At 71.5% G+C, this 21,514-nt stretch carries 18 protein-coding genes; 4 read left to right on the top strand and 14 right to left on the bottom strand.

Annotated elements, in window-relative coordinates; translation table 11 throughout:
* Window positions 1–17: 17 nt before the first annotated feature.
* Window positions 18–1,091 carry an ADP-ribosylglycohydrolase family protein gene (locus ACFYPJ_RS21805; protein WP_389019508.1) on the bottom strand — a complete coding sequence of 358 codons (1,074 nt, stop codon included), beginning with the start codon at window positions 1,089–1,091 and terminating at the stop codon, window positions 18–20.
* A gap of 149 nt (window positions 1,092–1,240) precedes the next feature.
* On the opposite strand from ACFYPJ_RS21805, the gene ACFYPJ_RS21800 reads away from it, so the two are divergent.
* On the top strand, window positions 1,241–2,377 hold the full coding sequence (locus ACFYPJ_RS21800) for a glycerate kinase (protein WP_389019715.1): 1,137 nt from the start codon (window positions 1,241–1,243) through the stop codon (window positions 2,375–2,377).
* A gap of 83 nt (window positions 2,378–2,460) precedes the next feature.
* Here ACFYPJ_RS21800 and pssA read toward each other — a convergent pair whose 3' ends face one another.
* The 9 genes from pssA to ACFYPJ_RS21755 all read right to left on the bottom strand — a co-directional run bounded on the left by pssA (window position 2,461) and on the right by ACFYPJ_RS21755 (window position 13,491).
* Entirely contained in the window at window positions 2,461–3,279 is an 819-nt protein-coding gene (gene pssA, locus ACFYPJ_RS21795) for a CDP-diacylglycerol--serine O-phosphatidyltransferase (RefSeq protein WP_389019712.1), read from the bottom strand.
* A 22-nt stretch (window positions 3,280–3,301) separates the two neighbouring features.
* Complete coding sequence (locus ACFYPJ_RS21790) at window positions 3,302–3,958, bottom strand: phosphatidylserine decarboxylase (RefSeq protein WP_389019506.1); 657 nt, start codon at window positions 3,956–3,958, stop codon at window positions 3,302–3,304.
* Window positions 3,959–4,129: 171 nt separating this feature from the next.
* Window positions 4,130–5,338 (bottom strand): acyl-CoA dehydrogenase family protein, encoded by a 1,209-nt coding sequence (locus tag ACFYPJ_RS21785; RefSeq protein WP_389019504.1) that lies wholly within the window; start codon window positions 5,336–5,338, stop codon window positions 4,130–4,132.
* A 2-nt stretch (window positions 5,339–5,340) separates the two neighbouring features.
* A complete protein-coding gene (locus tag ACFYPJ_RS21780) occupies window positions 5,341–5,865 on the bottom strand; it encodes a MaoC family dehydratase (protein ID WP_389019501.1) in 525 nt (174 codons plus the stop codon).
* 5 nt (window positions 5,866–5,870) lie between these two features.
* Entirely contained in the window at window positions 5,871–6,869 is a 999-nt protein-coding gene (locus ACFYPJ_RS21775; RefSeq protein WP_389019499.1) for an HpcH/HpaI aldolase/citrate lyase family protein, read from the bottom strand.
* Window positions 6,866–8,911 (bottom strand): protein meaA, encoded by a 2,046-nt coding sequence (locus ACFYPJ_RS21770; RefSeq protein WP_389019495.1) that lies wholly within the window; start codon window positions 8,909–8,911, stop codon window positions 6,866–6,868. Before ACFYPJ_RS21770 ends, ACFYPJ_RS21775 begins: the two co-directional genes overlap by 4 nt.
* A gap of 9 nt (window positions 8,912–8,920) precedes the next feature.
* Entirely contained in the window at window positions 8,921–10,258 is a 1,338-nt protein-coding gene (gene ccrA / locus ACFYPJ_RS21765) for a crotonyl-CoA carboxylase/reductase (RefSeq protein WP_389019709.1), read from the bottom strand.
* Window positions 10,259–10,721: 463 nt separating this feature from the next.
* Window positions 10,722–11,555: a TetR family transcriptional regulator gene (locus ACFYPJ_RS21760; protein ID WP_389019492.1), complete on the bottom strand. Its 834-nt coding sequence runs from the start codon at window positions 11,553–11,555 to the stop codon at window positions 10,722–10,724.
* Between the two features lie 130 nt (window positions 11,556–11,685).
* Entirely contained in the window at window positions 11,686–13,491 is a 1,806-nt protein-coding gene (locus ACFYPJ_RS21755; protein ID WP_389019489.1) for a 3-hydroxyacyl-CoA dehydrogenase family protein, read from the bottom strand.
* A 501-nt stretch (window positions 13,492–13,992) separates the two neighbouring features.
* Here ACFYPJ_RS21755 and ACFYPJ_RS21750 point away from each other — a divergent pair.
* Window positions 13,993–14,568, top strand: a complete 576-nt coding sequence (locus ACFYPJ_RS21750) for an adenylosuccinate lyase (RefSeq protein ID WP_389019706.1) — start codon at window positions 13,993–13,995, stop codon at window positions 14,566–14,568.
* A gap of 7 nt (window positions 14,569–14,575) precedes the next feature.
* Here ACFYPJ_RS21750 and ACFYPJ_RS21745 read toward each other — a convergent pair whose 3' ends face one another.
* The 4 genes from ACFYPJ_RS21745 to ACFYPJ_RS21730 all read right to left on the bottom strand — a co-directional run bounded on the left by ACFYPJ_RS21745 (window position 14,576) and on the right by ACFYPJ_RS21730 (window position 18,166).
* The gene (locus tag ACFYPJ_RS21745; protein WP_389019486.1) at window positions 14,576–14,845 is read right to left on the bottom strand and encodes a GNAT family N-acetyltransferase; all 270 of its coding nucleotides are present in this window, start codon (window positions 14,843–14,845) and stop codon (window positions 14,576–14,578) included.
* 54 nt (window positions 14,846–14,899) lie between these two features.
* Complete coding sequence (locus ACFYPJ_RS21740; protein WP_389019483.1) at window positions 14,900–15,298, bottom strand: RidA family protein; 399 nt, start codon at window positions 15,296–15,298, stop codon at window positions 14,900–14,902.
* Window positions 15,299–15,367: 69 nt separating this feature from the next.
* Window positions 15,368–16,972: an alpha/beta hydrolase gene (locus ACFYPJ_RS21735; protein WP_389019480.1), complete on the bottom strand. Its 1,605-nt coding sequence runs from the start codon at window positions 16,970–16,972 to the stop codon at window positions 15,368–15,370.
* Window positions 16,973–17,107: 135 nt separating this feature from the next.
* Window positions 17,108–18,166 carry an Rv2578c family radical SAM protein gene (locus ACFYPJ_RS21730; RefSeq protein WP_389019477.1) on the bottom strand — a complete coding sequence of 353 codons (1,059 nt, stop codon included), beginning with the start codon at window positions 18,164–18,166 and terminating at the stop codon, window positions 17,108–17,110.
* A 158-nt stretch (window positions 18,167–18,324) separates the two neighbouring features.
* On the opposite strand from ACFYPJ_RS21730, the gene ACFYPJ_RS21725 reads away from it, so the two are divergent.
* Window positions 18,325–18,768, top strand: coding sequence for an SRPBCC family protein (locus ACFYPJ_RS21725; protein WP_389019474.1), 444 nt, complete (start codon window positions 18,325–18,327; stop codon window positions 18,766–18,768).
* A 151-nt stretch (window positions 18,769–18,919) separates the two neighbouring features.
* Window positions 18,920–21,367, top strand: coding sequence for an MFS transporter (locus ACFYPJ_RS21720; RefSeq protein WP_389019471.1), 2,448 nt, complete (start codon window positions 18,920–18,922; stop codon window positions 21,365–21,367).
* Window positions 21,368–21,514: the final 147 nt, after the last annotated feature.

The following is a 21,514-nucleotide window of genomic DNA, read 5'->3' as shown; positions in this document are numbered from 1 at the left end:
GAAGCCTAGCCAGCCTTCTACCGCGCCGGACCGGCCAGCCGGAGCGTGCGGGCGGCCAGGTCGCTGATGCGCGCCCCGTCGAAGCCGGACACCGCGCTGCGCACCGTGTCCTGAAGCGGGTCCGTCCACCGCGCCGGGATGGCCGCCGCGCCGGTCAGCACACCGGCCACCGAACCGGCCGTCGCACCGTTGGAGTCGGTGTCCAGGCCGCCACGGACGGTGAGTGCGACGGTGCGGGTGAAGTCGCCGTCGCCGTACAGGAGACCCGCGGTGAGCACGGCCACGTTCGGGACGGTGTGGATCCAGCCGTGCCCCGCGGTCTCCTGCGCCGCCGTGGCCACGGTGTCCTCCCAGGCCAGCCCGGTCGCGTGGAGCGAGCGGACCCGGCGTACGGTACGGGCGAGCCGGCTGCCCGCCGGGACCACCGTCAGCGCGGTGTCGATCGCGTCCCGCACGCCGGGCGCGGTGAAGGCCGCCGAGACCAGCGCCGCCGCCCACATCGCGCCGTACACCCCGTTCCCGGTGTGCGACAGCACGGCGTCCCGGCGGGCGAGCGCGGCGGCGCGGTCCGGGGAGTACGGCTGGGTCCAGCCGTAGATGTCGGCGCGGATGAGCGCGCCGATCCACTCCTGGTACGGGTTGTCGCAGGTCGCCGTCAGCGGCGGTGTCAGGCCGTTGGCGAGATTGCGGTAGGCCGCCCGCTCCGCGGTGAACGTCTGCAGGTACGGCAGCCTGCGCAGCCACAGCTCGCCGACCTGCTCGGTACTGAAGCCGAAGCCGTGGGTCTCCAGCAGGAGCAGCCCGAGGAGCGTGTAGTCGACGTCGTCGTCGCGGCAGCTGCCGTGGACACGGCCGCGTACGCACTGCCGCCACTCGGGGCGCAGCTCGGCGCGGTCGCGTTCGTCGGCGGGCTCGGGCAGGTAGTCCGTGAGCGGCAGGGCCGACGCCCGCCGCAGATAGCGGTCGATGCGCTCGCGCGTCCACACGTCGCCCTGCTCGACCGGCTTGCCGAGCATGTTGCCGGCGATCCGGCCCAGCCAGCCGCCGAGGATCCGGTCGGCGAGATCCGGTTCGGTGCCCATGGGGGTCATGACATGGGTCTACCCGGTTTCGGCCACGGCCGGTCGCGGCTCGCCGGGGCATGACGGCCGGGTGGTCCTCCGGCTATGGTCGCAGCGGCGCGACTGGCCTGACGTGCGCGGGCCCGGAAGCAAGGGGATGGCGAGTGGCGGAGGCTGTTGTGGGCGGGATCCGGCGGGTGCTGGTGGCCGCGGACAAGTTCAAGGGTTCGTTGACGGCCGTGGAGGTCGCCGAGCGGGTGGCGGCCGGGCTGCGCCGGGTGGTGCCGGCGGTCGAGGTGGAAGCGCTGCCGGTGGCGGACGGGGGTGACGGGACGGTGGCCGCGGCGGTGGCGGCCGGGTTCGAGCGGCGCCAGGTGCGGGTGGCCGGCCCGCTGGGGCAGGAGGTGACGGCGGCGTTCGCGGTGCGGGGTGGCACGGCGGTGGTGGAGATGGCGGAGGCCAGCGGGCTGCAGCGGTTGCCTGCGGGGGTCTTCGCGCCGCTGACGGCGTCGACGTACGGGTCGGGGGAGCTGCTCTTGGCGGCGCTGGACGCGGGTGCCCGAAGGATCGTGTTCGGTGTGGGTGGCAGCGCGACCACGGACGGCGGGGCGGGGATGCTGTCCGCGCTGGGTGCGCGGTTCCTGGATGCGGGGGGTGAACCGGTGGCACCGGGCGGCGGGGGGCTGGCGGGCCTGGTGCGGGCGGATCTGTCGGGTCTGGACGGGCGGCTGGCCGGTGTCGATCTGGTGCTGGCGAGCGATGTGGACAATCCGCTGACGGGCCCGAAGGGCGCGGCGGCGGTGTACGGGCCGCAGAAGGGGGCGTCGCCGGAGGACGTGGCGGTCCTGGATGCCGCGCTGGCGCACTTCGCGCAGGTGCTGGAGGGTGCGGCGGGTCCGGGCGCGGCCGGGTTCGCGGCTTCGGCGGGTGCGGGTGCGGCGGGGGGTATGGGGTTCGGGGCGTTGCTGCTGGGGGCGCGGTTTTGGCCGGGTATCGAGGTGATGCTGGACGTGCTGGGGTTCGCACCGGCGTTGCAGCGGGCGGATCTGGTGATCACCGGGGAAGGCTCACTGGACGAGCAGACGCTGCACGGCAAGGCTCCGGCGGGGGTCGCTGCGGCGGCCCGTGCGGCGGGCCGGGACGTGGTCGCGGTCTGCGGCCGGCTGGCGTTGTCGCCGAAGGCGCTGGGCGAGGCGGGGATCCGGCGGGCGTATCCGCTCACGGAGGTCGAGCCGGACGTGACGCGGTGCATCGCCGAGGCGGGTCCGATCCTGGAGCGGGTCGCCGCCCGGATCGCGCACGACTTCCTGACCTGAGACCGCGGACCGCACACCCCACGTACACGGAGAGGGGCCCCGGTCCCGGTCCCGGGAGCCCCTCTCCGTCGTACGGCTACGGGCTACGGCAGCTGTGCCGCGCGTGCCTCGCGCCGGTTGTCGCGGAAGTTGTTCACCCGCCGCGCGGTGGCGAACAGGGGGATCACCGCGCCCATCACGAGCTGGAGCGCGCAGCCGGTCTGGAGCAGCAGCTGACCGCTCGGCGCGTCGAACGCCCAGGCGGCCAGGAGCCCCATCGACAGCACGATCCAGCACAGCATCGCCCCGGCGAGCCGGCCTCGCGGCTTCGGGTACTCGACCCGGCTCACCATCAGCCAGGCCGTGCCCAGGATGGCGAGGAGCGTCGCCACGAAGGGCAGCTCCAACAGGACGATGGAGACCACGGTCAGCGCGCCGAAGGGACTCGGCATGCCCTGGAACATGCCGCTCGTCGGCGTCACGCAGGAGAAGCGGGCCAGCCGCAGCACCACCGCCAGCAGGACGACGATCGCGCCCAGCGCCGCCATCCGCTGGTGCGCGTCGTCCGCGACCATGCCGTACACCAGGACGAAGTACGCGGGCGCCAGGCCGAAGCTGATCAGGTCCGAGAGGTTGTCGAGTTCCGCGCCCATGGGGGAGGAGCGCAGCTTGCGTGCCACCAGGCCGTCGAACAGGTCGAAGACGGCGGCGCAGAGCATCAGGATGACCGCCGTGGCCGCGCTGTGGCGGGCCATGCCGTTCTCCTGGCTGCCGGTGAGGTGCGGGATCAGGATGCCGGTGGTGGTGAAGTACACCGCCATGAAGCCGCACGTCGCGTTGCCGAGCGTGAGGGTGTCCGCTATTGAGAGGCGGAGCGAGAGGGGCATCTCCTCCTCTTCGTCGGCCGCCTCGGCCTCGGGCACCCAGCCCGCCTGTGTCTCCGGATCAACCACGGTCAATGCGAGTCACCCCAGCCACGGTCTTCTGTCCGACCTCGACCGCGACCTCCACGCCCTCGGGCAGGTAGAGATCGACACGCGAGCCGAAGCGGATCAGACCGATCCGGTCGCCCTGCTCGACCTTCGTGCCCTGCGGGACGTAGGGCACGATGCGGCGGGCCACCGCACCTGCGATCTGGATCATTTCGATGTCGCCGAGTTCGGTGTCGAAATGCCAGACTACGCGCTCGTTGTTCTCGCTTTCTTTGTTGAATGCGGGAACGAAACCTCCGGGGACGTGTTCGACCGACCTGACCGTGCCGGAGAGCGGTGCACGGTTCACATGGACGTTGAGCGGGCTCATGAAGATCGCGACGCGGGTGCGCCCGTCCTTCCACGGCATGATGCTCTGCACCACACCGTCTGCGGGCGAGATGACCCGGCCCGTGGCGATCTCACGCTCGGGGTCGCGGAAGAACCACAGCATGCCCGCCGCGAGCGCGGTGGCGGGCACGGCCACGGCCTTGGCGGCGCCGGAGCGGCGGGCGCGGATCAGACTGAGGGCTGCGGTGGCGACGGTCGGGAGGAGCCACGGCGATGCTCCGCGCGCGAGGCGTACGCCGACCAGGCTGTCGCGTGGTGCAGAGGTTTGGCTGTGGGGCATGGATGACCTTCGTAGCGAATGATGCCGCGCTTCGATCTGGGGACGGCGGCTTTCCCGGGATCGTACCGGTCGCGGGCCACAACTGGGCAAGCCAGGAAGCCGAGTCGGCGGCCGAAGACCGTTGACGGGGTGTGATCTTCTTCTCGAAGAAAACTCCCCGTACCCGGACAATCAGCCCTGGATTCGATACTCTTCGAGCAACCTGCGCCCGATGATCATTTTCTGGATTTCGGCGGTGCCCTCACCGATCAGCAGCATCGGTGCCTCCCGGTAGAGTCGCTCGATCTCGTACTCCTTCGAGAAGCCGTAGCCGCCATGGATGCGGAACGAGTCCTCCACGACTTCCTTGCAGTACTCGGAGGCGAGGTACTTCGCCATGCCCGCCTCCAGGTCGTTTCGTTCGCCCGAGTCCTTTTTACGGGCGGCGTTGACCATCATGGCGTGCGCGGCCTCGACCTTCGTGGCCATCTCCGCGAGCTTGAACTGGATGGCCTGATGCTGGGCGATCGGCTTGCCGAAGGTGCGCCGCTGCTGGGCGTAGGCCACCCCGAGTTCGAAGGCGCGCTGGGCGACACCGCAGCCCCGCGCCGCCACATTGACACGGCCGACCTCCACTCCGTCCATCATTTGGTAAAAACCTCGGCCGGTGACGCCGCCGAGCACCCGATCGGCCGGGATCCGCAGCCCGTCCATGATCAGCTCGGTGGTGTCGACGCCCTTGTACCCCATCTTCTCGATCTTGCCGGGGATCGTCAGGCCGGGCCGGACCTCGCCGAAGCCGGGCTTCTTCTCCACGAGGAAGGCCGTCATCGACCTGTGCGGCGCCGTCCCCGCCGCGGCCTCCCCCTCCTCGGTGCGGACCAGGACGGCCACGAGCGAGGACGTACCGCCGTTGGTCAGCCACATCTTCTGGCCGGTCAGGACGTACTCGTCGCCGTCCCTGACCGCCTTCGAGGTGATCGCCGCGACATCGGAGCCGAGGCCCGGCTCCGACATGGAGAAGGCGCCGCGCACCTCCCCGGCCGCCATGCGCGGCAGGAAGTGGTCCTGCTGCTCCCGCGTGCCGTGCTGCTTGAGCAGGTACGCCACGATGAAGTGGGTGTTGATGATGCCGGACACCGACATCCAGCCCCGGGCGATCTCCTCGACGCACAGGGCGTAGGTGAGCAGCGACTCGCCCAGCCCCCCGTACTCCTCGGGGATCATCAGCCCGAACAGCCCCAGCTCCTTCAGGCCGTCCACGATCTGCTGCGGATACTCGTCGCGGTGCTCCAGCTCGGTCGCGACCGGAAGGATCTCCTTGTCCACGAAGTCGCGGACGGTGGACACGATCTCCTGCTGGACGTCGCTGAGACCGGCGGTCTGGGCGAGACGGGCCATCGCTATTTCTCCGTCTTCTGCGCGGGTGCGGCCGGCTCCGGGCGGCCGGGCTGCTCCCCGCCGCGCTCCTTGACGTACGTCTCGGTGGGCACCATCACCTTGCGGCGGAAGACGCACACCAGCGTGCCGTCCTGCTTGTAGCCCCTGGTCTCGACGTGCACGATGCCCCGGTCGCCCTTCGACTTGGACGGCCACTTGTCGAGCACGGTCGTCTCTCCGTAGACCGTGTCGCCGTGGAAGGTCGGCGCCACGTGCCGCAGCGACTCGATCTCCAGGTTGGCGATCGCCTTGCCGGACACGTCCGGTACCGACATGCCGAGCAGCAGCGAGTAGATGTAGTTGCCCACGACGACGTTCCTGCCGAAGTCCGTCGTGTTCTCGGCGTAGTTGGCGTCCAGGTGCAGCGGATGGTGGTTCATGGTGAGGAGGCAGAAGAGGTGGTCGTCGTACTCGGTGACCGTCTTGCCGGGCCAGTGCTTGTACACCGCCCCGACCTCGAACTCCTCGTAGATGCGTCCGAACTGCATGGCCGTCAGCCCTCCGGGATCTCGAAGGAGCCGGTGCGCCGCAGGCCGGCCGCCCGGCCCTTGCCCGCGATGACCAGCGCCATCTTGCGGCTCGCCTCGTCGATCATCTCGTCGCCGAGCATGGCGGAACCCTTCTTGCCGCCCGCCTCGGACGTGTAGTAGTCGTACGCGTCGAGGATCAGCTCGGCGTGGTCGTAGTCCTCCTGGGAGGGCGAGAAGACCTCGTTGGCCGCGTCGACCTGGCCGGGGTGCAGCACCCACTTGCCGTCGAAGCCGAGGGCGGCGGCGCGGCCGGCCACCTCGCGGAAGGCGTCCACGTCACGGATCTGCAGGTAGGGGCCGTCGATCGCCTGGACGTCGTTGGCCCTGGCCGCCATCAGGATCTTCATCAGGATGTAGTGGTAGGCGTCCGCCGGGTAGCCGGGCGGCTGCTCGCCCACGACCAGCGACTTCATGTTGATCGACGCCATGAAGTCGGCGGGGCCGAAGACGATCGTCTCGACGCGCGGGCTGGCCGCGGCGATCTCGTTGACGTTGTTGAGGCCCCGCGCGTTCTCGATCTGCGCCTCGATGCCGAGGCGGCCCACCTCGAAGCCCATCGTCTTCTCGATCTGGGTGAGCAGCAGGTCCAGCGCCACGATCTGCTCGGCGTTCTGCACCTTCGGCAGCATGATGCAGTCCAGGTTCGCTCCGGCGCCCTCGACGACCGTCACGACGTCCCGGTACGTCCACTCGGTCGTCCAGTCGTTGACCCGCACGACCCGTGTCTTGCCCGTCCAGTCGCCCTCGTTGAGGAACTTCACGATGGTGTGCCGCGCCTCGGGCTTGGCGAGCGGCGCGCACGCGTCCTCCAGGTCCAGGAACACCTGGTCGGCGGGGAGGCCCTGGGCCTTCTCCAGGAAGCGGGGGTTGCTCCCGGGGACCGCGAGGCAGGAGCGCCGCGGGCGCAGCCGGCCGGCGGGGTGCGCGGCGGAGCCGTTCGTCGCGGGGGCGGGCGTGGTCATGCGGGGACCTCCAGAGGGTCGAGGTGGTTCGCTCTGCGGATCTCGTCGACGATACGGCCGATGATCCCGGTGATGTCGAAGTCCTTCGGGGTGAAGACCGCGGCCACTCCGGCGGCCCGCAGCCGCTCGGCGTCACCGCTCGGGATGATCCCGCCGGCGATCACCGGGATGTCGGCCGCGCCGGCCCGGCGCAGCCGCTCCAGCACGTCCGGCACCAGCCGGGTGTGCGAACCGGACAGCACGGACAGACCGACCGCGTGCACGTCCTCGGCGAGGGCCGCGTCCACGATCTGCTCCGGGGTGAGCCGGATGCCCTGGTAGACCACCTCGAACCCGGCGTCCCTGGCCCGCACGGCGATCTGCTCGGCGCCGTTGGAGTGCCCGTCGAGACCGGGCTTGCCGACGAGGAAGCGCAGCTTGCCGGTGCCCAGGTCACGGGCGGTGGCCGCCACCTTGGCGCGGACGGCGGCCAGCGCGGAGCCCTCCTCGGCGGGCACGGACACCGGCGCGGAGGAGACCCCGGTCGGCGCCCGGAACTCGCCGAACACCTCGCGCAGCGCTCCGGCCCACTCGCCGGTCGTGACCCCCGCGCGGGCGCACTCCAGGGTGGCCTCCATGAGGTTGTCGCCGCTCTTGGCGGCCTCCTTCAGCCACTCCAGCGCCTTGCCCGGGCGCTGGTGGTTGAACGGCGGCTGGTAGCGCGTGTCGCGCCAGTGGCGCAGGCAGTCGACGACGCGGGCCTCGACCGCCGGGTCGACCGTCTGGACCGCGGTGTCGAGGTCGGCGGTGAGCGGACTCGGCTCGGTCGTCTCGAAGACGTTGACGCCGACGATCTTCTCCTGGCCCGACTCGATCCGGGCCCGGCGCTCGGCGTGGGACGCCACGAGCCGCGACTTGAGGTAGCCGGACTCGACGGCCGCCAGCGCGCCGCCCATGCCCTGGATCCGCTCGATCTCCACCAAGGACTCCTCGACGAGCTGCGCGACCTTCGCCTCGACGACGTGCGAGCCCTCGAAGATGTCGTCGTACTCCAGCAGGTCGCTCTCGTGCGCGAGGACCTGCTGGACACGCAGCGACCACTGCTGGTCCCAGGGCCGGGGCAGGCCCAGGGCCTCGTTCCAGGCCGGAAGCTGCACGGCACGCGCGCGTGCGTCCTTGGACAGGGTCACCGCCAGCATCTCCAGCACGATCCGCTGGACGTTGTTCTCGGGCTGGGCCTCCGTCAGGCCCAGGGAGTTGACCTGGACGCCGTACCGGAAGCGGCGCTGTCCGGGGTCCTCGATGCTGTAGCGCTCCCGGGTGATGCGGTCCCAGATACGGCCGAACGCCCGCATCTTGCACATCTCCTCGATGAAGCGGACGCCCGCGTTCACGAAGAAGGAGATGCGGGCCACCACCTCGCCCATGCGCTCCTGCGGCACCTGCCCCGAGTCGCGCACGGCGTCGAGGACCGCGATCGCGGTGGACATGGAGTAGGCGATCTCCTGCACCGGCGTGGCCCCGGCCTCCTGGAGGTGGTAGCTGCAGATGTTGATCGGGTTCCACTTCGGGATGTGGGAGACCGTGTACGCGATCATGTCGGTGGTCAGCCGCAGCGAGGGCCCCGGCGGGAAGACATGGGTGCCGCGGGACAGGTACTCCTTGACGATGTCGTTCTGGGTCGTGCCCTGGAGCTTGGTGATGTCCGCGCCCTGTTCCTCGGCGACGACCTGGTACAGCGCGAGCAGCCACATGGCCGTGGCGTTGATCGTCATCGAGGTGTTCATCCGCTCCAGCGGGATGCCCTGGAACAGGCGGCGCATGTCGCCGAGGTGCGCGACGGGCACGCCGACCCGGCCGACCTCGCCGGCGGCGAGGACGTGGTCGGGGTCGTAGCCGGTCTGGGTCGGCAGGTCGAACGCGACGGACAGACCGGTCTGGCCCTTGGCGAGGTTGCGCCGGTACAGCTCGTTGGACGCCTCGGCCGTGGAGTGGCCCGCGTAGGTCCGCATGAGCCATGGCCGGTCCTTCTCCCGCGGTTCCCGCGGCTGACGCTCGCTCATGTGCGCCCCTCAGATGTTCCGGAAGCGGTTGATGGCGTCGATGTGCCGGGCGCGCAGTTCCTCGTCGCGGACGCCCAGGCCCTCCTCGGGGGCCAGGCACAGCACGCCGACCTTGCCCTGGTGGGCGTTGCGGTGGACGTCGTGGGTGGCCTGGCCGGTCTCCTCCAGGGGGTAGACCCGGGAGAGCGTCGGATGGATCTTTCCCTTGGCGACGAGCCGGTTGGCCTCCCATGCCTCGCGGTAGTTGGCGAAGTGGGAGCCGATGATCCGCTTCAGCGACATCCACAGATAGCGGTTGTCGTACTCGTGGGTGTAGCCCGAGGTGGAGGCGCAGGTGACGACCGTGCCGCCCTTGCGGGTGACGTAGACGGAGGCGCCGAAGGTCTCGCGGCCCGGGTGTTCGAAGACGATGTCGACGTCCTCGCCGCCGGTGAGTTCGCGGATGCGCTTGCCGAACCGCTTCCACTCCCGGGGGTCCTGGGTGTGCTCGTCCTTCCAGAAGCGGAAGTCCTCGGCGTTCCGGTCGATGATCGCCTCGGCGCCCATGGCCCGGCAGACCTCCGCCTTCTTCGGGGAGGAGACGACACAGACCGGGGTGGCGCCGCCGGCCAGCGCGAACTGGGTGGCGTACGAGCCGAGGCCGCCGCTGGCGCCCCAGATCAGGACGTTGTCGCCCTGCTTCATGGCGGCGCCGTTGCGGGACACCAGCTGCCGGTACGCAGTGGAGTTGACCAGGCCGGGGGCGGCGGCCTCCTCCCAGCTCAGGTGGCCCGGCTTGGGCATCAGCTGGTTGGACTTGACGAGGGCGATCTCGGCGAGACCGCCGAAGTTGGTCTCGAAGCCCCAGATGCGCTGCTCGGGGTCGAGCATCGTGTCGTTGTGGCCGTCCGAGGACTCCAGCTCGACGGAGAGGCAGTGGGCCACGACCTCGTCCCCGGGCTTCCAGGCGTTGACGCCTGGGCCGGTGCGCAGCACGACGCCCGCCAGGTCGGAGCCGATGACGTGGTACGGCAGGTCGTGCCGCGCGGCCAGTTCCGAGAGCCTGCCGTAGCGCTCCAGGAAACCGAAGGTCGGCAGCGGCTCGAAGATCGAGGTCCACACCGAGTTGTAGTTGACCGAGGAGGCCATGACGGCCACCAGGGCCTCGCCCGGGCCCAGCTCGGGCACCGGGACCTCGTCCAGGTGGAGGGACTTGCGCGGGTCCTTGTCGCGGGTGGCGAGCCCGGTGAACAGGTCCGTCTCGTCCTTGTGCACGGTGATCGCGCGGTACGACTCGGGGAGCGGCAGCGCGGCGAAGTCGGCGGGCGTGGCGTCCGGGGACTGTATCGCGGCCAGGATGTCCTTCACGGTCACGGTGTTGCCTCCTGCGGTGTGCGCCCTGGGCGGGCGGGACGCTGAGGGGGGCGTCGGTGCTGCTGCGGATGAGGTGGGAAGGTGCCGTCGGTCCGGCGGGGTGGTGCTTCGGCAGCGCTTGGTGGCGCGGGAGGTTGCCTGTGACGCAGGCGTCCGGGCGCGCGAGCCGTGGCCCGCGGGGACAGTCGGTGTGCCGATGGTCTGCGCACTCCGGCCGCCCGGACTCTTCCAACGTATGACACCGCGTGTCACATGACAAGGCACTGAGTGCCAAAAAATTCTCTCAGATGAATTCTTTACGTAACAGATGAGCGATGATCGATCGAATGATCCGCGACAACCCCGGGGAGCCGCGGAATCTGTGGGAGAAACGTCCGGACATGGCAAAAACGGCCACCCGGTCGGGGTGGCCGTCGGCACGGTGAAAGTCGCGGGCCGGTCCGGGGCCCGCCGTGGATCAGCGGTCCTTCAGGGCCTTCTCGATGGTCCGCATGACCTCGTCCAGCGGGGCGTCGGTACGCGCGACCGTCACCAGCACCTCGCCCTGCGAGGAGACGGCCGCGGGCGCGTCGGCCGGCTGGGGAACCGTCGCCCGGCCCGCGCCGGTGCCCGAGGCGAAGGTCCTGCGGACGATCGCGAAGGCGTGGTCCAACTGGGCCTCGACATCGCCCTGGCCGTCGGCCCGCAGCCAGCGCCTGAGCACATGGTTGTGGGCGGTGACCACGGCGGACGCGGCGACCTCCGCCAGCAGCGGGTCGTCGTTGGCGTCGTCCTCGTGCGCGTGCTCGTCGAAGTGGCCGAGAAGATAGCGGGTGAACAGGCGCTCGTAGCGGGCCACCGACGCGATCTCGGCCTCGCGCAGGGTGGGCACCTCGCGCGTGAGCTTGTAGCGGGCGACCGAGATCGCCGGCTGGGCCGCGTACATCCGCATGACCTCTTTGATGCCGCGGCACACGGTGTCGAGCGGGTGCTCGTGCGCGGGGGCCGCGTTGAGCACGGCCTCGGCCCGGATCAGCGTGTCGTCGTGGTCGGGGAAGATCGCCTCTTCCTTGGAACGGAAGTGCCGGAAGAAGGTGCGGCGGGCGACTCCGGCCGCGGCGGCGATCTCGTCGACGGTGGTCGCCTCGTAGCCCTTGGCCGCGAACAGTTCCATCGCCGCGGCCGCCAGTTCCCTGCGCATCTTGAGCCGCTGGGCGGCGGAGCGGGAGCCGGTGGCACTCTCCGGCGCGTCGTTCGTAGCTGGTGTACGTGAGGACTTGGCGGGCTGGGACATGCCCCGAACGTACTGCATGTGTGCAGCGTGGCGCGCATGGCCGGGATTTCCCCCGCCCTTCGGGGGCGGGGGCGGCAGGGGGCGCGGCAGCGCGCCCCAGGCGTCCGTCCCGGTCCGTGCACGCCCGCTCTGCCGGTCGCCGGGACGCTCAGCGCCGGGCATACTCGCGGAAGCCGCGGCCGGTCTTGCGGCCGAGGCAGCCCGCGGCCACCAGGTGCTCAAGCAGCGGGGCCGGGGCCAGCCCCGGGTCGCGGAACTCGCGGTGCAGCACCTTCTCGATCGCCAGCGAGACGTCCAGCCCGACCACGTCCAGCAGTTCGAAGGGGCCCATCGGATAGCCGCCGCCCAGCTTCATCGCCGCGTCGATGTCGTCGAGGGAGGCGTAGTGCTCCTGCACCATCTTGATCGCGTTGTTGAGGTACGGGAACAGCAGGGCGTTCACGATGAAGCCGGCCCGGTCGCCGCAGTCCACCGGGTGCTTCTTGACGGTGGCGCACACCTCCCGGACCGTGGCGTGGGCGTCGTCCGCCGTCAGCACGGTGCGGACCACCTCGACCAGTTTCATGGCCGGCGCCGGGTTGAAGAAGTGCATGCCGATCACGTCCTGCGGGCGTGAGGTGGCGCGCGCGCAGGCGATGACGGGCAGCGAGGACGTGGTGGTGGCGAGCACCGCGCCCGGCCGGCAGACCTTGTCGAGCGTCGCGAACAACTGCCGCTTGACCTCCAGGTTCTCCGCGACCGCCTCCACGACCAGATCGACGTCGACGAAGGCGTCGCAGGACCCGGCCGGGGTGATCCGGTCCAGCGTGCCGGCCGCGGCCTCGGCCGTCAGCCGTCCCTTGTCGACCGACCGGGACAGCGACTTCCCGATCCGTGCCCTGGCCGCCCGCGCCTTCTCCTCGCCACGGGCGGCAAGTATCACGTCGTACCCGGCCTTGGCGAACACCTCGGCGATGCCCGAGGCCATGGTGCCGGAACCGGCGACACCGATCGAGCCGACCGGGCGCCCCGGAGTGAGCGGGGCGCCCTCCAGCGGGGTCTGCGCGTCCCGCACCATCGAGGCACTGCCCGGGGCCTCGTAGGTGTAGAAGCCGCGGCCCGCCTTGCGGCCGGCCAGGCCCGCCTCGCTGAGTTGCCTGAGGATCGGCGCGGGGGCGTGCAGCCGGTCCTGGGAGGCGGCGTACATGGCCTCCAGGACGGTGCGCGCGGTGTCGATGCCGATGAGGTCGAGCAGGGCCAGCGGGCCCATCGGCAGCCCGCAGCCGAGCCGCATCGCGGCGTCGATGTCCTCGCGGGAGGCGTACTTCGACTCGTACATGGCGGCGGCCTGGTTGAGGTAGCCGAACAGCAGGCCGTCCGCGACGAAGCCCGGGCGGTCGCCGACCGCCACCGGCTCCTTGCCCAGCTCGGCCGCGAGGTGGGTGACCGCGGCGACGGCCTGCGGCGCCGTCAGCACCGACGAGACGACCTCGACCAGCCGCATCGCGGGCGCCGGATTGAAGAAGTGCAGGCCGAGCACGCGTTCCGGGCGGGCCGAGTCGGCGGCCAGCCGGGTCACCGACAGGGCGTTGGTGCCCGTCGCGAGGATCGCCTCGGGCCGCACGATGCCGTCGAGTTCGCGGAAGACCTGCTGCTTGATCTCGTACGACTCCGGGACCACCTCGATGACGAGGTCGGCGTCGGCCGCGGCCCGCAGGTCCGTGGTGGTGCGGACCCGGGCGAGGGCGGCCGCGCGTTCCGGCTCGGACAGCCGGCCGCGCAGGACGGCCCGCGCGGTCGCGGCCTCCAGAGCGGCCTGTGCGGTGGCGGTGGCGGCCTCGCTGACGTCGATGCCGACGACCTCGCGGCCGGCCTTCGCGAGCACCTCGGCGATGCCGGTGCCCATCGTGCCCAGGCCGACGACGGCGATGGTCTTGAGCGGGGACAGAGAGGTGTCGGGCGGGGGAGTGGCCATCACGGGACTCCAGGGATGAATGAGGGTGACGACGGGGATCGCGCCCCGGTGCGCCCGAGAGCGGACCGGGTACGGAAGGAGATCGGGTGCTGTCGGACTGCGGGTGCGCAGGGCACCCGGTGCCGTCGCCGCGGGCGAGACGCCCGGGTGCGGCCGGACCGACCGGCTCTGTCCCGAAGCCGGGTCGTACAGCGGTACACGGGGTACCGGATCGACCTGTGCCCACGACGGCCGCGTCACCAGACCGCCGCGAGCTGAAGCACGAGTGTTGCTCGCTCGTCTGAGCTTAACCGGTGGGTAACGAGCGCGCTAGCCCCTTCGCTCCGCGGCGGTCCGCCGTCCTTGCCGTTCGGTCGCGGGTGCCCGGCGGCTGCGCGCCCGCGCGGCGGAGCCGCGGACGGCTGGCCCCGCGACCCTGTCGGGCGGCGTGACGGCACCGGCCCGCGCCCCTTCCGCACGCTCCCTTTCAGGGTGTCGATGACGCCCCCTAACCTGGAGCACGTGGACGAAGAGTTGCGATTGCTCACGGAACGCTTACAGCAGGAGTCGCGGGGAACGGCGGCGTACGAGCGGCTGGCCGCGACGGACGACGGCGACGAACTGGCCCAGGTGCTGGTCGCGGCCGGGCAGCCGCTCTGGGCCAGGGAACTCGCCGCGTTCCGGCTGGGCGTGGCGGGCGACCGGCGGGCCTTCGAAACGCTCGTCCTGCTGCTCAACCACCGGGACCCGCCGCGCTGCGCCTCCGCCGCCCACGCCCTCGCCCGCCTCAGTGACCCGCGCACCGCCCGCGCCGCCGCCGCTCTCGCCACCAACGAACTGCGCGTCGCCTACGCGCTGCACCCGGTCCGGCTCCTGGTGCGGCTGCGCGCCCCCGAGTCCGTGCCCGCGCTGATCACCACCCTGGAGCGGCGGCTGCGCCCGCACGATCCCTACCGACGGGTGGCCCTCGCCTGTGTGGAAGGGCTCGGGACCCTCGGGGACGTCCGCGCCCGGCGCGTGCTCAACGAGGCACTGGCCCATCCGGTGCTCGCCGAGGCCGCCGTGCACGCCCTGGCCCGGATCCCCGGCAAAAGGTGACGCCGGGTCAGCCGGTCGGCGTCCGCGCGTACCGGACCCCGGGCACCGGCATGCCGTCCACGTCGAAGGGCTCCGCGGCGCCGTCGGCCCGGAACCCGCACCGCTCGTAGCAGCGTCGGGCGGTCACGTTCTCCTTGAGCACGCACAGGGGCATCCGGGGGTGGCCGGCGACCGCGCACTGCTCGACGGACTGGGCGAGCAGCGTCCGGCCGACACCGCTTCGCAGCCGCGCGGGATAGACCTCCAACGCGTACGACTCGGTGTCAGCGGTGCGCACTTCACCGTCCCGGGACGGGCCGTGCGCCGCCCAGCCGCCGCACCAGCGGTGCGGTCACTCGCCCACCACCGCGAGCGCCTCGACCTCCATCAGGAACTCCGGACCCACCAGCGCGGCCACCTGCACGGCGGAGGCCGCCGGGAGCCGGTCGTCGGGTATGTACGCCGCGCGGGCGGCGCGGATCGCGGGCATGTGGGCCATGTCCGTGACGAAGTAGGTGAGTTTGACGACGTCCGTGAAGTCCGCTCCGGCGGCGGCCAGACAGCGCCGCAGGTTCTCGAACACCTGGCGGGCCTGGGCCGCCGGGTCGCCCGCGCCCACGAGTGCGCCGTCCCCGTCCAGGGCGAGCTGGCCGGAGACGGCGACGAACCGGCCGGCGGCGGCCACGACATGGCTGTACTGGGCGGCGGGGGCGACGCCGGCGGGAGCGGGAATCCTGATCGGCTGGGTCATGCGCCCATGATGGACCACGCCTCTGACAACGTCCCCGGCCGCCCGTCGGCCCGTCCGCCCCCGCAGTGCTCAGCCGCGGAAGCCGAGCAGACCGTGCAGGGCCGCGCCGCCGGCCGCGACGGGCGCCTCCTTGGTGGTCTGCGGTTCCGGATCGGGCGTCCGCTCGCACTCCGCGTCCGCCGTGCCGGCCCCGTGCGGCACCGTGCCGTCGGTCAGATACCTCGCCAGATGGTCGTCGAGGCAGGTGTTCCCGCTCAGCGTGATGCCGTGGTTGCCGCCGCCCCGCTCGACCACCAGGCTGGAGCCGCCCAGCAGCCGATGGACCGTCACACCGCCCTCGTACGGGGTGGCCGCGTCGTCGGTCGCCTGGAACAGCAGTGCCGGCGTCAGCTCGCTGTTGGCGATGTCCACCGGCTGGCGGGGGGCCGTGGGCCAGAAGGCGCACGACGCGTTGTACCAGGTGTTGTTCCAGGTCATGAACGGCGCCTTGTCGTACACCGCCCAGGTGTCCCGGCGCCACCGGTCCCAGTCACGCGGCCAGAGGGCGTCGCGGCACTGCACCGACGAGTAGACGCTGAAGCCGTTGTCCCCGGAGCGGTCGACGGCGGCGAGGGCACCGTACGCCTTGACCAGCGGGTCACTCTTCTTTCCGTTCACGTACGCCGTGAACGCGTCGGCGAGGTGGGGCCAGTAGCCGTCGTAGTAGCCGCCCGGCATGAAGATGTCCTCCAGCTCCGCGGCGCCGACCTTGCCGCCCGCCGGCTTCGCGGCCAGCGCCGCCCGCATCGCGTACCACTTGGCCTCGACCGCCGCGGGATCCGTGCCGAGCCGGTAGACCGAGTCGTGCCGGGCGATCCAGGCCATCAGCGCGCGGTGGCGGTCGTTGAAGGCGACGTCCTGCCTGAGGTTGTCCCCGTACCAGACACCGGTCGGGTCGACGATCGAGTCCAGGACCAGCCGGCGCACGCGCTGCGGATACAGCTTCGCGTAGACCGCGCCCAGGTAGGTGCCGTACGAGTAGCCGAAGTAGTTGATCCGCTGCGCGCCGAGGGCCTGCCGGACCGTCTCCAGGTCCCGGGCGGCGCTCACGGTGTCGATGTACGGCAGCACGTCCGCGTACTTCTTGCCGCAGGCGGCGGCGAACTCCTGCACGCGCGTGAGGTTGGCCTTCTCGACCGCGGGCGTGCCCGGCACGGAGTCCGGGCGCACCGGGTCGAAGTGGCCGGGGCGGCAGTCCAGCGCGGGCGTGCTCCGGCCGACGCCACGCGGGTCGAAGCCGATCACGTCGTACTGGGCCGCCACCGCCTTGGGCAGCGCGGACGCCACGAATCCGGCCAGCGTCCGGCCGCTGCCGCCGGGTCCGCCCGGGTTGACCAGCAGCGGGCCCTGATCGGTCTTGGCGGTGTGCGGGACGCGGGAGAGCGCGAGCGTGATCTGCCTGCCCTGCGGGTGCGCGTGGTCGAGGGGCACCTTCAAGGACGCACACTGGAGCGTCGGATAGTCGGCGGTGCCGCACTTCTTCCATGTGACACTCGCCGGCCGGACGACGGAAGCGGACGGTGCGGCCGGGGCGCCCGTCGTCGCCTGCCCGGCGCTCGCGCCCGCGGGGTGAGCCGTGAGCGATCCGGCCACGACGGCGGCGGCACCGCACAGCACGGCTGCGCGTGTTCTCATTGCGTCCTCCCAGGACGGAGGGGGTCGGACCGCGAGGGTCGCGGTCCTCGCCGCATCGTCCCGGAGTGGACGCCTGGAAGAACCTGTTATGTCGATACTTGACCCAATTGGGTCGCGGGATGCGCTCGAACGCGCTCAGATCAGCGTGAGTTGGACCGGCTCGGCCGTCTCCGGTCCGCGGGTCGGTTGCACGGGTTCCGGCGGCGGGATGCGGCGCGGTATCCCCGGGCGGGTGGGGCCGATGCCGTACTCCTGGGCCAGTTCGTGCACCTGACGGGTGATCCGGCGCTGATACCACTTCGGCGCGTAGGCACCCGCCGCGTACAGCCGCTCGTAGCGGCGCACCAGGTGCGGATGGTGCTGCCCGAGCCAGGCCATGAACCACTCACGTGCTCCGGGCCGCAGATGCAGCACCAGCGGAGTGACGGAGGTCGCCCCGGCGGCCGCGATCGCCCGCACCGTGGCCCGCAGCTGGGCCGGGTCGTCGCCGAGGAAGGGGACCACCGGCGCCATCAGCACACCGCAGCCGATGCCCTGTTCGCCGAGGGTCCGCACCACGTCCAGGCGGCGTTCGGGCGCGGGCGTGCCCGGCTCCACGGTGCGCCACAGACCGGGGTCGGTGAAGCCGACGGAGACGGAGATGCCGACGTCCGTGACCTCCGCCGCCTGCTTGAGCAGATCGAGGTCGCGCAGGATCAGCGTGCCCTTGGTCAGGATCGAGAAGGGGTTCGCGTGGTCGCGCAGCGCGGCGATGATGCCCGGCATCAGCCGGTAGCGGCCCTCGGCCCGCTGGTAGCAGTCGACGTTCGTGCCCATCGCGATGTGCTCGCCCCGCCACCGCGGGGAGCCGAGCTGGCGGCGCAGCAGTTCCGGCGCGTTCACCTTGACCACGATCTGGGTGTCGAAGCCGGTCCCCGTGTCGAGGTCCAGGTAGCTGTGGGTCTTGCGGGCGAAGCAGTACACGCACGCGTGCGCGCAACCACGATACGGGTTGACGGTCCACTCGAAGGGCATGCGCGAGGCGCCCGGCACCCGGTTGATGATCGAGCGGGCCCGGATCTCGTGGAAGGTGATCCCGCGAAACTCGGGCGTGTCGAAGGTGAGGGTGGTCACCGCGTCCGTGCCGAACAGCGCGGCATCGGTCCTGCCGTGTGCGGGCCGTGCCGGCACCGCTGTGAGGTTCTCCCAGCGCATCACGCCTCCTCGGTAGCGTCGGCCCCCAGAATAGAACATCCGTTCGCATGATCGTGCGGCGGTGGTTTTCGATCGCTTCCGGCACCCCGATTTGGTGGCCGGGGAGCGGGGTGGTTGGCTTGCCCCAACCCCGAGAACTCAGGTCCTGGAGGAAGCCAATGGCGCAGGTCGAGGCCACTACGGAGCGGGTCGTCGCGGCGGACGCGGAGACGGTGTTCGACGCGCTCGCCGACTACCGCGGCGCGCGCGCGAACACGCTGCCCGAGCAGTTCAGCGAGTACGAGGTGCGCGAGGGCGGCGATGGCGAGGGCACCCTCGTCCACTGGAAGCTCCAGGCCACCAGCAAGCGCGTCCGCGACTGCCTCCTGGAGGTCACCGAGCCCACCGACGGCGAGCTGGTCGAGAAGGACCGCAACTCCTCGATGGTCACCGTCTGGCGGGTCACCCCGGCGGGCGAGGGCAGGTCCCGCGTCGTGGTGACCACCACCTGGACCGGCGCCGGCGGCATCGGCGGCTTCTTCGAGAAGACCTTCGCGCCCAAGGGGCTCGGCCGGATCTACGACGCGATGCTCGCCAAGCTCGCCGCCGAGGTCGAGAAGTAGCCCAAGAGGCAGACCGTGAAGGGGCGTTGGCCTCCTCACCGATTCGAGTGGATCTCTGGGCCGCCCGGCATGAATCCGTAACTCGTCGCGCTTGCTCGCAGTTGTCGCCTTACGCGGGAATTGTGTGGCAGCGCGACGAGGGGAGCGGTACGTGGGCGGGACGACTCTGGTGGAGCACGACCCGGTCGGGCACGGGCCGGTCGGGCAGAAGCCGGTGGAGCACGAGCCGGCCGAGCCGGTCGTGGCGCCTGCGACGGTGGCCCCGCCGTCCGCCCCCGCCCCTGCCGCCGAGTTGAGCAGGAGCCGCATCCGACTGGTCTTCCTCGGGCTGATGCTCGCGCTGCTCCTCGCCGCCCTGGAGCAGATGATCGTCGCCACCGCGCTGCCGAAGATCGTCGGCGAGCTGCACGGCCTGGACAAGATGTCCTGGGCGATCACCGCGTATCTGCTCACGTCCACCGTGGGACTTCCGATCTACGGCAAGCTCGGCGACCTCCTCGGCCGCAAGGCCGTCTTCCAGTTCGCCATCCTCGTCTTCGTCATCGGCTCCGCGCTGGCCGGACGGGCGCAGAGCATGGACCAGCTGATCGCCTTCCGCGCCGTCCAGGGCGTCGGCGCCGGCGGGCTGATGATCGGCGTACAGGCCATCATCGCGGACATCGTGCCGTCCCGCGAACGGGGCCGGTTCATGGGCCTGATCGGCGCCGCCTTCGGCCTCGCCTCGGTCGCCGGACCCCTCCTCGGCGGCTACTTCACCGACCACCTCTCCTGGCGCTGGTGCTTCTACATCAACGTGCCCTTCGGCCTGATCACCCTGGCCGTCATCACCGTCGTCCTCAAACTCCCCAGGCAGCGGGTGCGCGCCCGGCTCGACGTGCTGGGCGCGCTGCTGCTCGCCGCCGCCTCCACCTGCCTGGTGCTGCTGACCACCTGGGGCGGCACCGAGTACGCCTGGGGCTCGCGCCAGATCATCGGCCTCGGCGCGGGCGCGGCGGCGGCCACCGCCCTCTTCCTCGTCGCCGAGCGCTTCGCCGCCGAACCCCTCATCCCGCTCAGGCTGTTCCGGGACTCCGTCTTCAACGTCACCGGCCTGGTCGGCCTGGTCGTCGGCGTCGCCCTGTTCGGCGCCGCCAGCTATCTGCCGACCTTCCTGCAGATGGTCGACGGCGCCAGCGCCACCGAGTCCGGCCTGCTGATGCTGCCCATGATGGGCGGCATCGTCGGCGCCTCGATCATCTCCGGACAGCTCATCAGCCACACCGGCCGCTACAAGATCCACCCCATCCTCGGCGGCGTCCTGTCGGTGGCCGGCATGTGGCTGCTGTCCCGGCTGGAGATCGACACGCCCCGGCTGCACTACAGCATCTGGATGGCCGTCCTCGGCGCCGGCATCGGGATGGTGATGCCCGTCCTGGTCCTGGCCGTGCAGAACTCCGTGCGCCCCGCCGACCTCGGCACTGCGACCAGCGCCAACAACTACTTCCGGCAGATCGGCGGCAGCGTCGGCGCCGCCGTCTTCGGCACCCTCTTCGCCGGCCGGCTCGGCGACGCCCTGAGCGAACGCCTGCCCGCGGGGTCCGGCGCGAAGCTGCCGGACCCCGAGTCGCTCACCCCGCAGCTGGTGCACGCCCTGCCCCCGGCGCTGCGCGACGCCTACATCCGCGCCTACGCCGACGCGATGCCCCGGATTTTCCTCTACCTCGTCCCGGTGCTCGCGCTCGGCCTGCTCATCGCCTTCTTCCTCAAGGAGAAACCTCTGGTGTCCCACAACGCCCCCGCCACCGACCAGGAGACCGCGCCGGTGACCGCCACCGTCCCGCAGGCCCGTTCGCCCTACGCCGCCGGGATCCCCGTCTGCGGCACCGTGCAGCACCCCGACGGCACCGTGGTGCCCCGCGCCGCGCTCACCCTCATCGACGTGTCCGGACAGCAGATCGGGCGGGGCGCGAGCGGCGACGACGGGCGGTACGCGCTGTCCACGCCGGGCTCCGGCTCGTACGTCCTCATCGCGGCGGCGGGCGGCCACCAGCCGCAGGCCGTCTCCGTGACCGTCGGCGAGCGGCCGGTCGAACTCGACGTCGTGCTCGGCGGCGCGGGGCGCCTCGCCGGCTCCGTGCTGACCGCCGACGGCTCCCCGGTCCGGGACGCCACCGTCACCCTCACCAATGTGCACGGCGAGGTCGTCGCCACCACCCGCAGCGGGCGCGAGGGTAGCTACCAGATCACCGAACTGGTCGCCGGCGAGTACACGTTGGCGGCCAGCGCGCCCGCCTTCCGGCCCGCGGCGCTGCCGGTCAGCGTGCAGGCGGCCCGGGAGACCCGGCAGGACGTCGAACTGGCGGGCGGCGCGGTCCTGCGCGGCACCGTACGGGCCGGTGGCGGACGGCCCGTCGAGGACGCGCGCGTGACCCTCCTCGACGCGGCCGGCAACGTCGTGGACACGCTCACCACCGGTCCCGACGGGACGTTCCGGTTCGTCGACCTCTCCTCCGGCGAGTACACCGTCATCGCGGCCGGATACCCGCCGGTGGCCACCGTCCTCCAGGTCGCCGGCGGCGGGCGCACCGAACGTGACCTCCAGTTGGGGCACGAGGACTGACCCGGCGTCCGGGGGCGCGAACGCGGTCGTGCACCCCCGGTCGCGCGGGCCGGTGGGCCGGGGTGATCAAGCACAGTCAATTCAGGCTTTGGCACACATCGCGACCGGACGTCGCCGTACGGTAGGGGCGGGCGGCACAGATCTTTG

The organism is Streptomyces sp. NPDC006012 (assembly GCF_042871185.1).
Classification (GTDB): domain Bacteria; phylum Actinomycetota; class Actinomycetes; order Streptomycetales; family Streptomycetaceae; genus Streptomyces.
The sequence above is the reverse complement of the archived record's forward strand: the minus strand, read 5'-3'. Positions and strand labels throughout refer to the sequence as shown.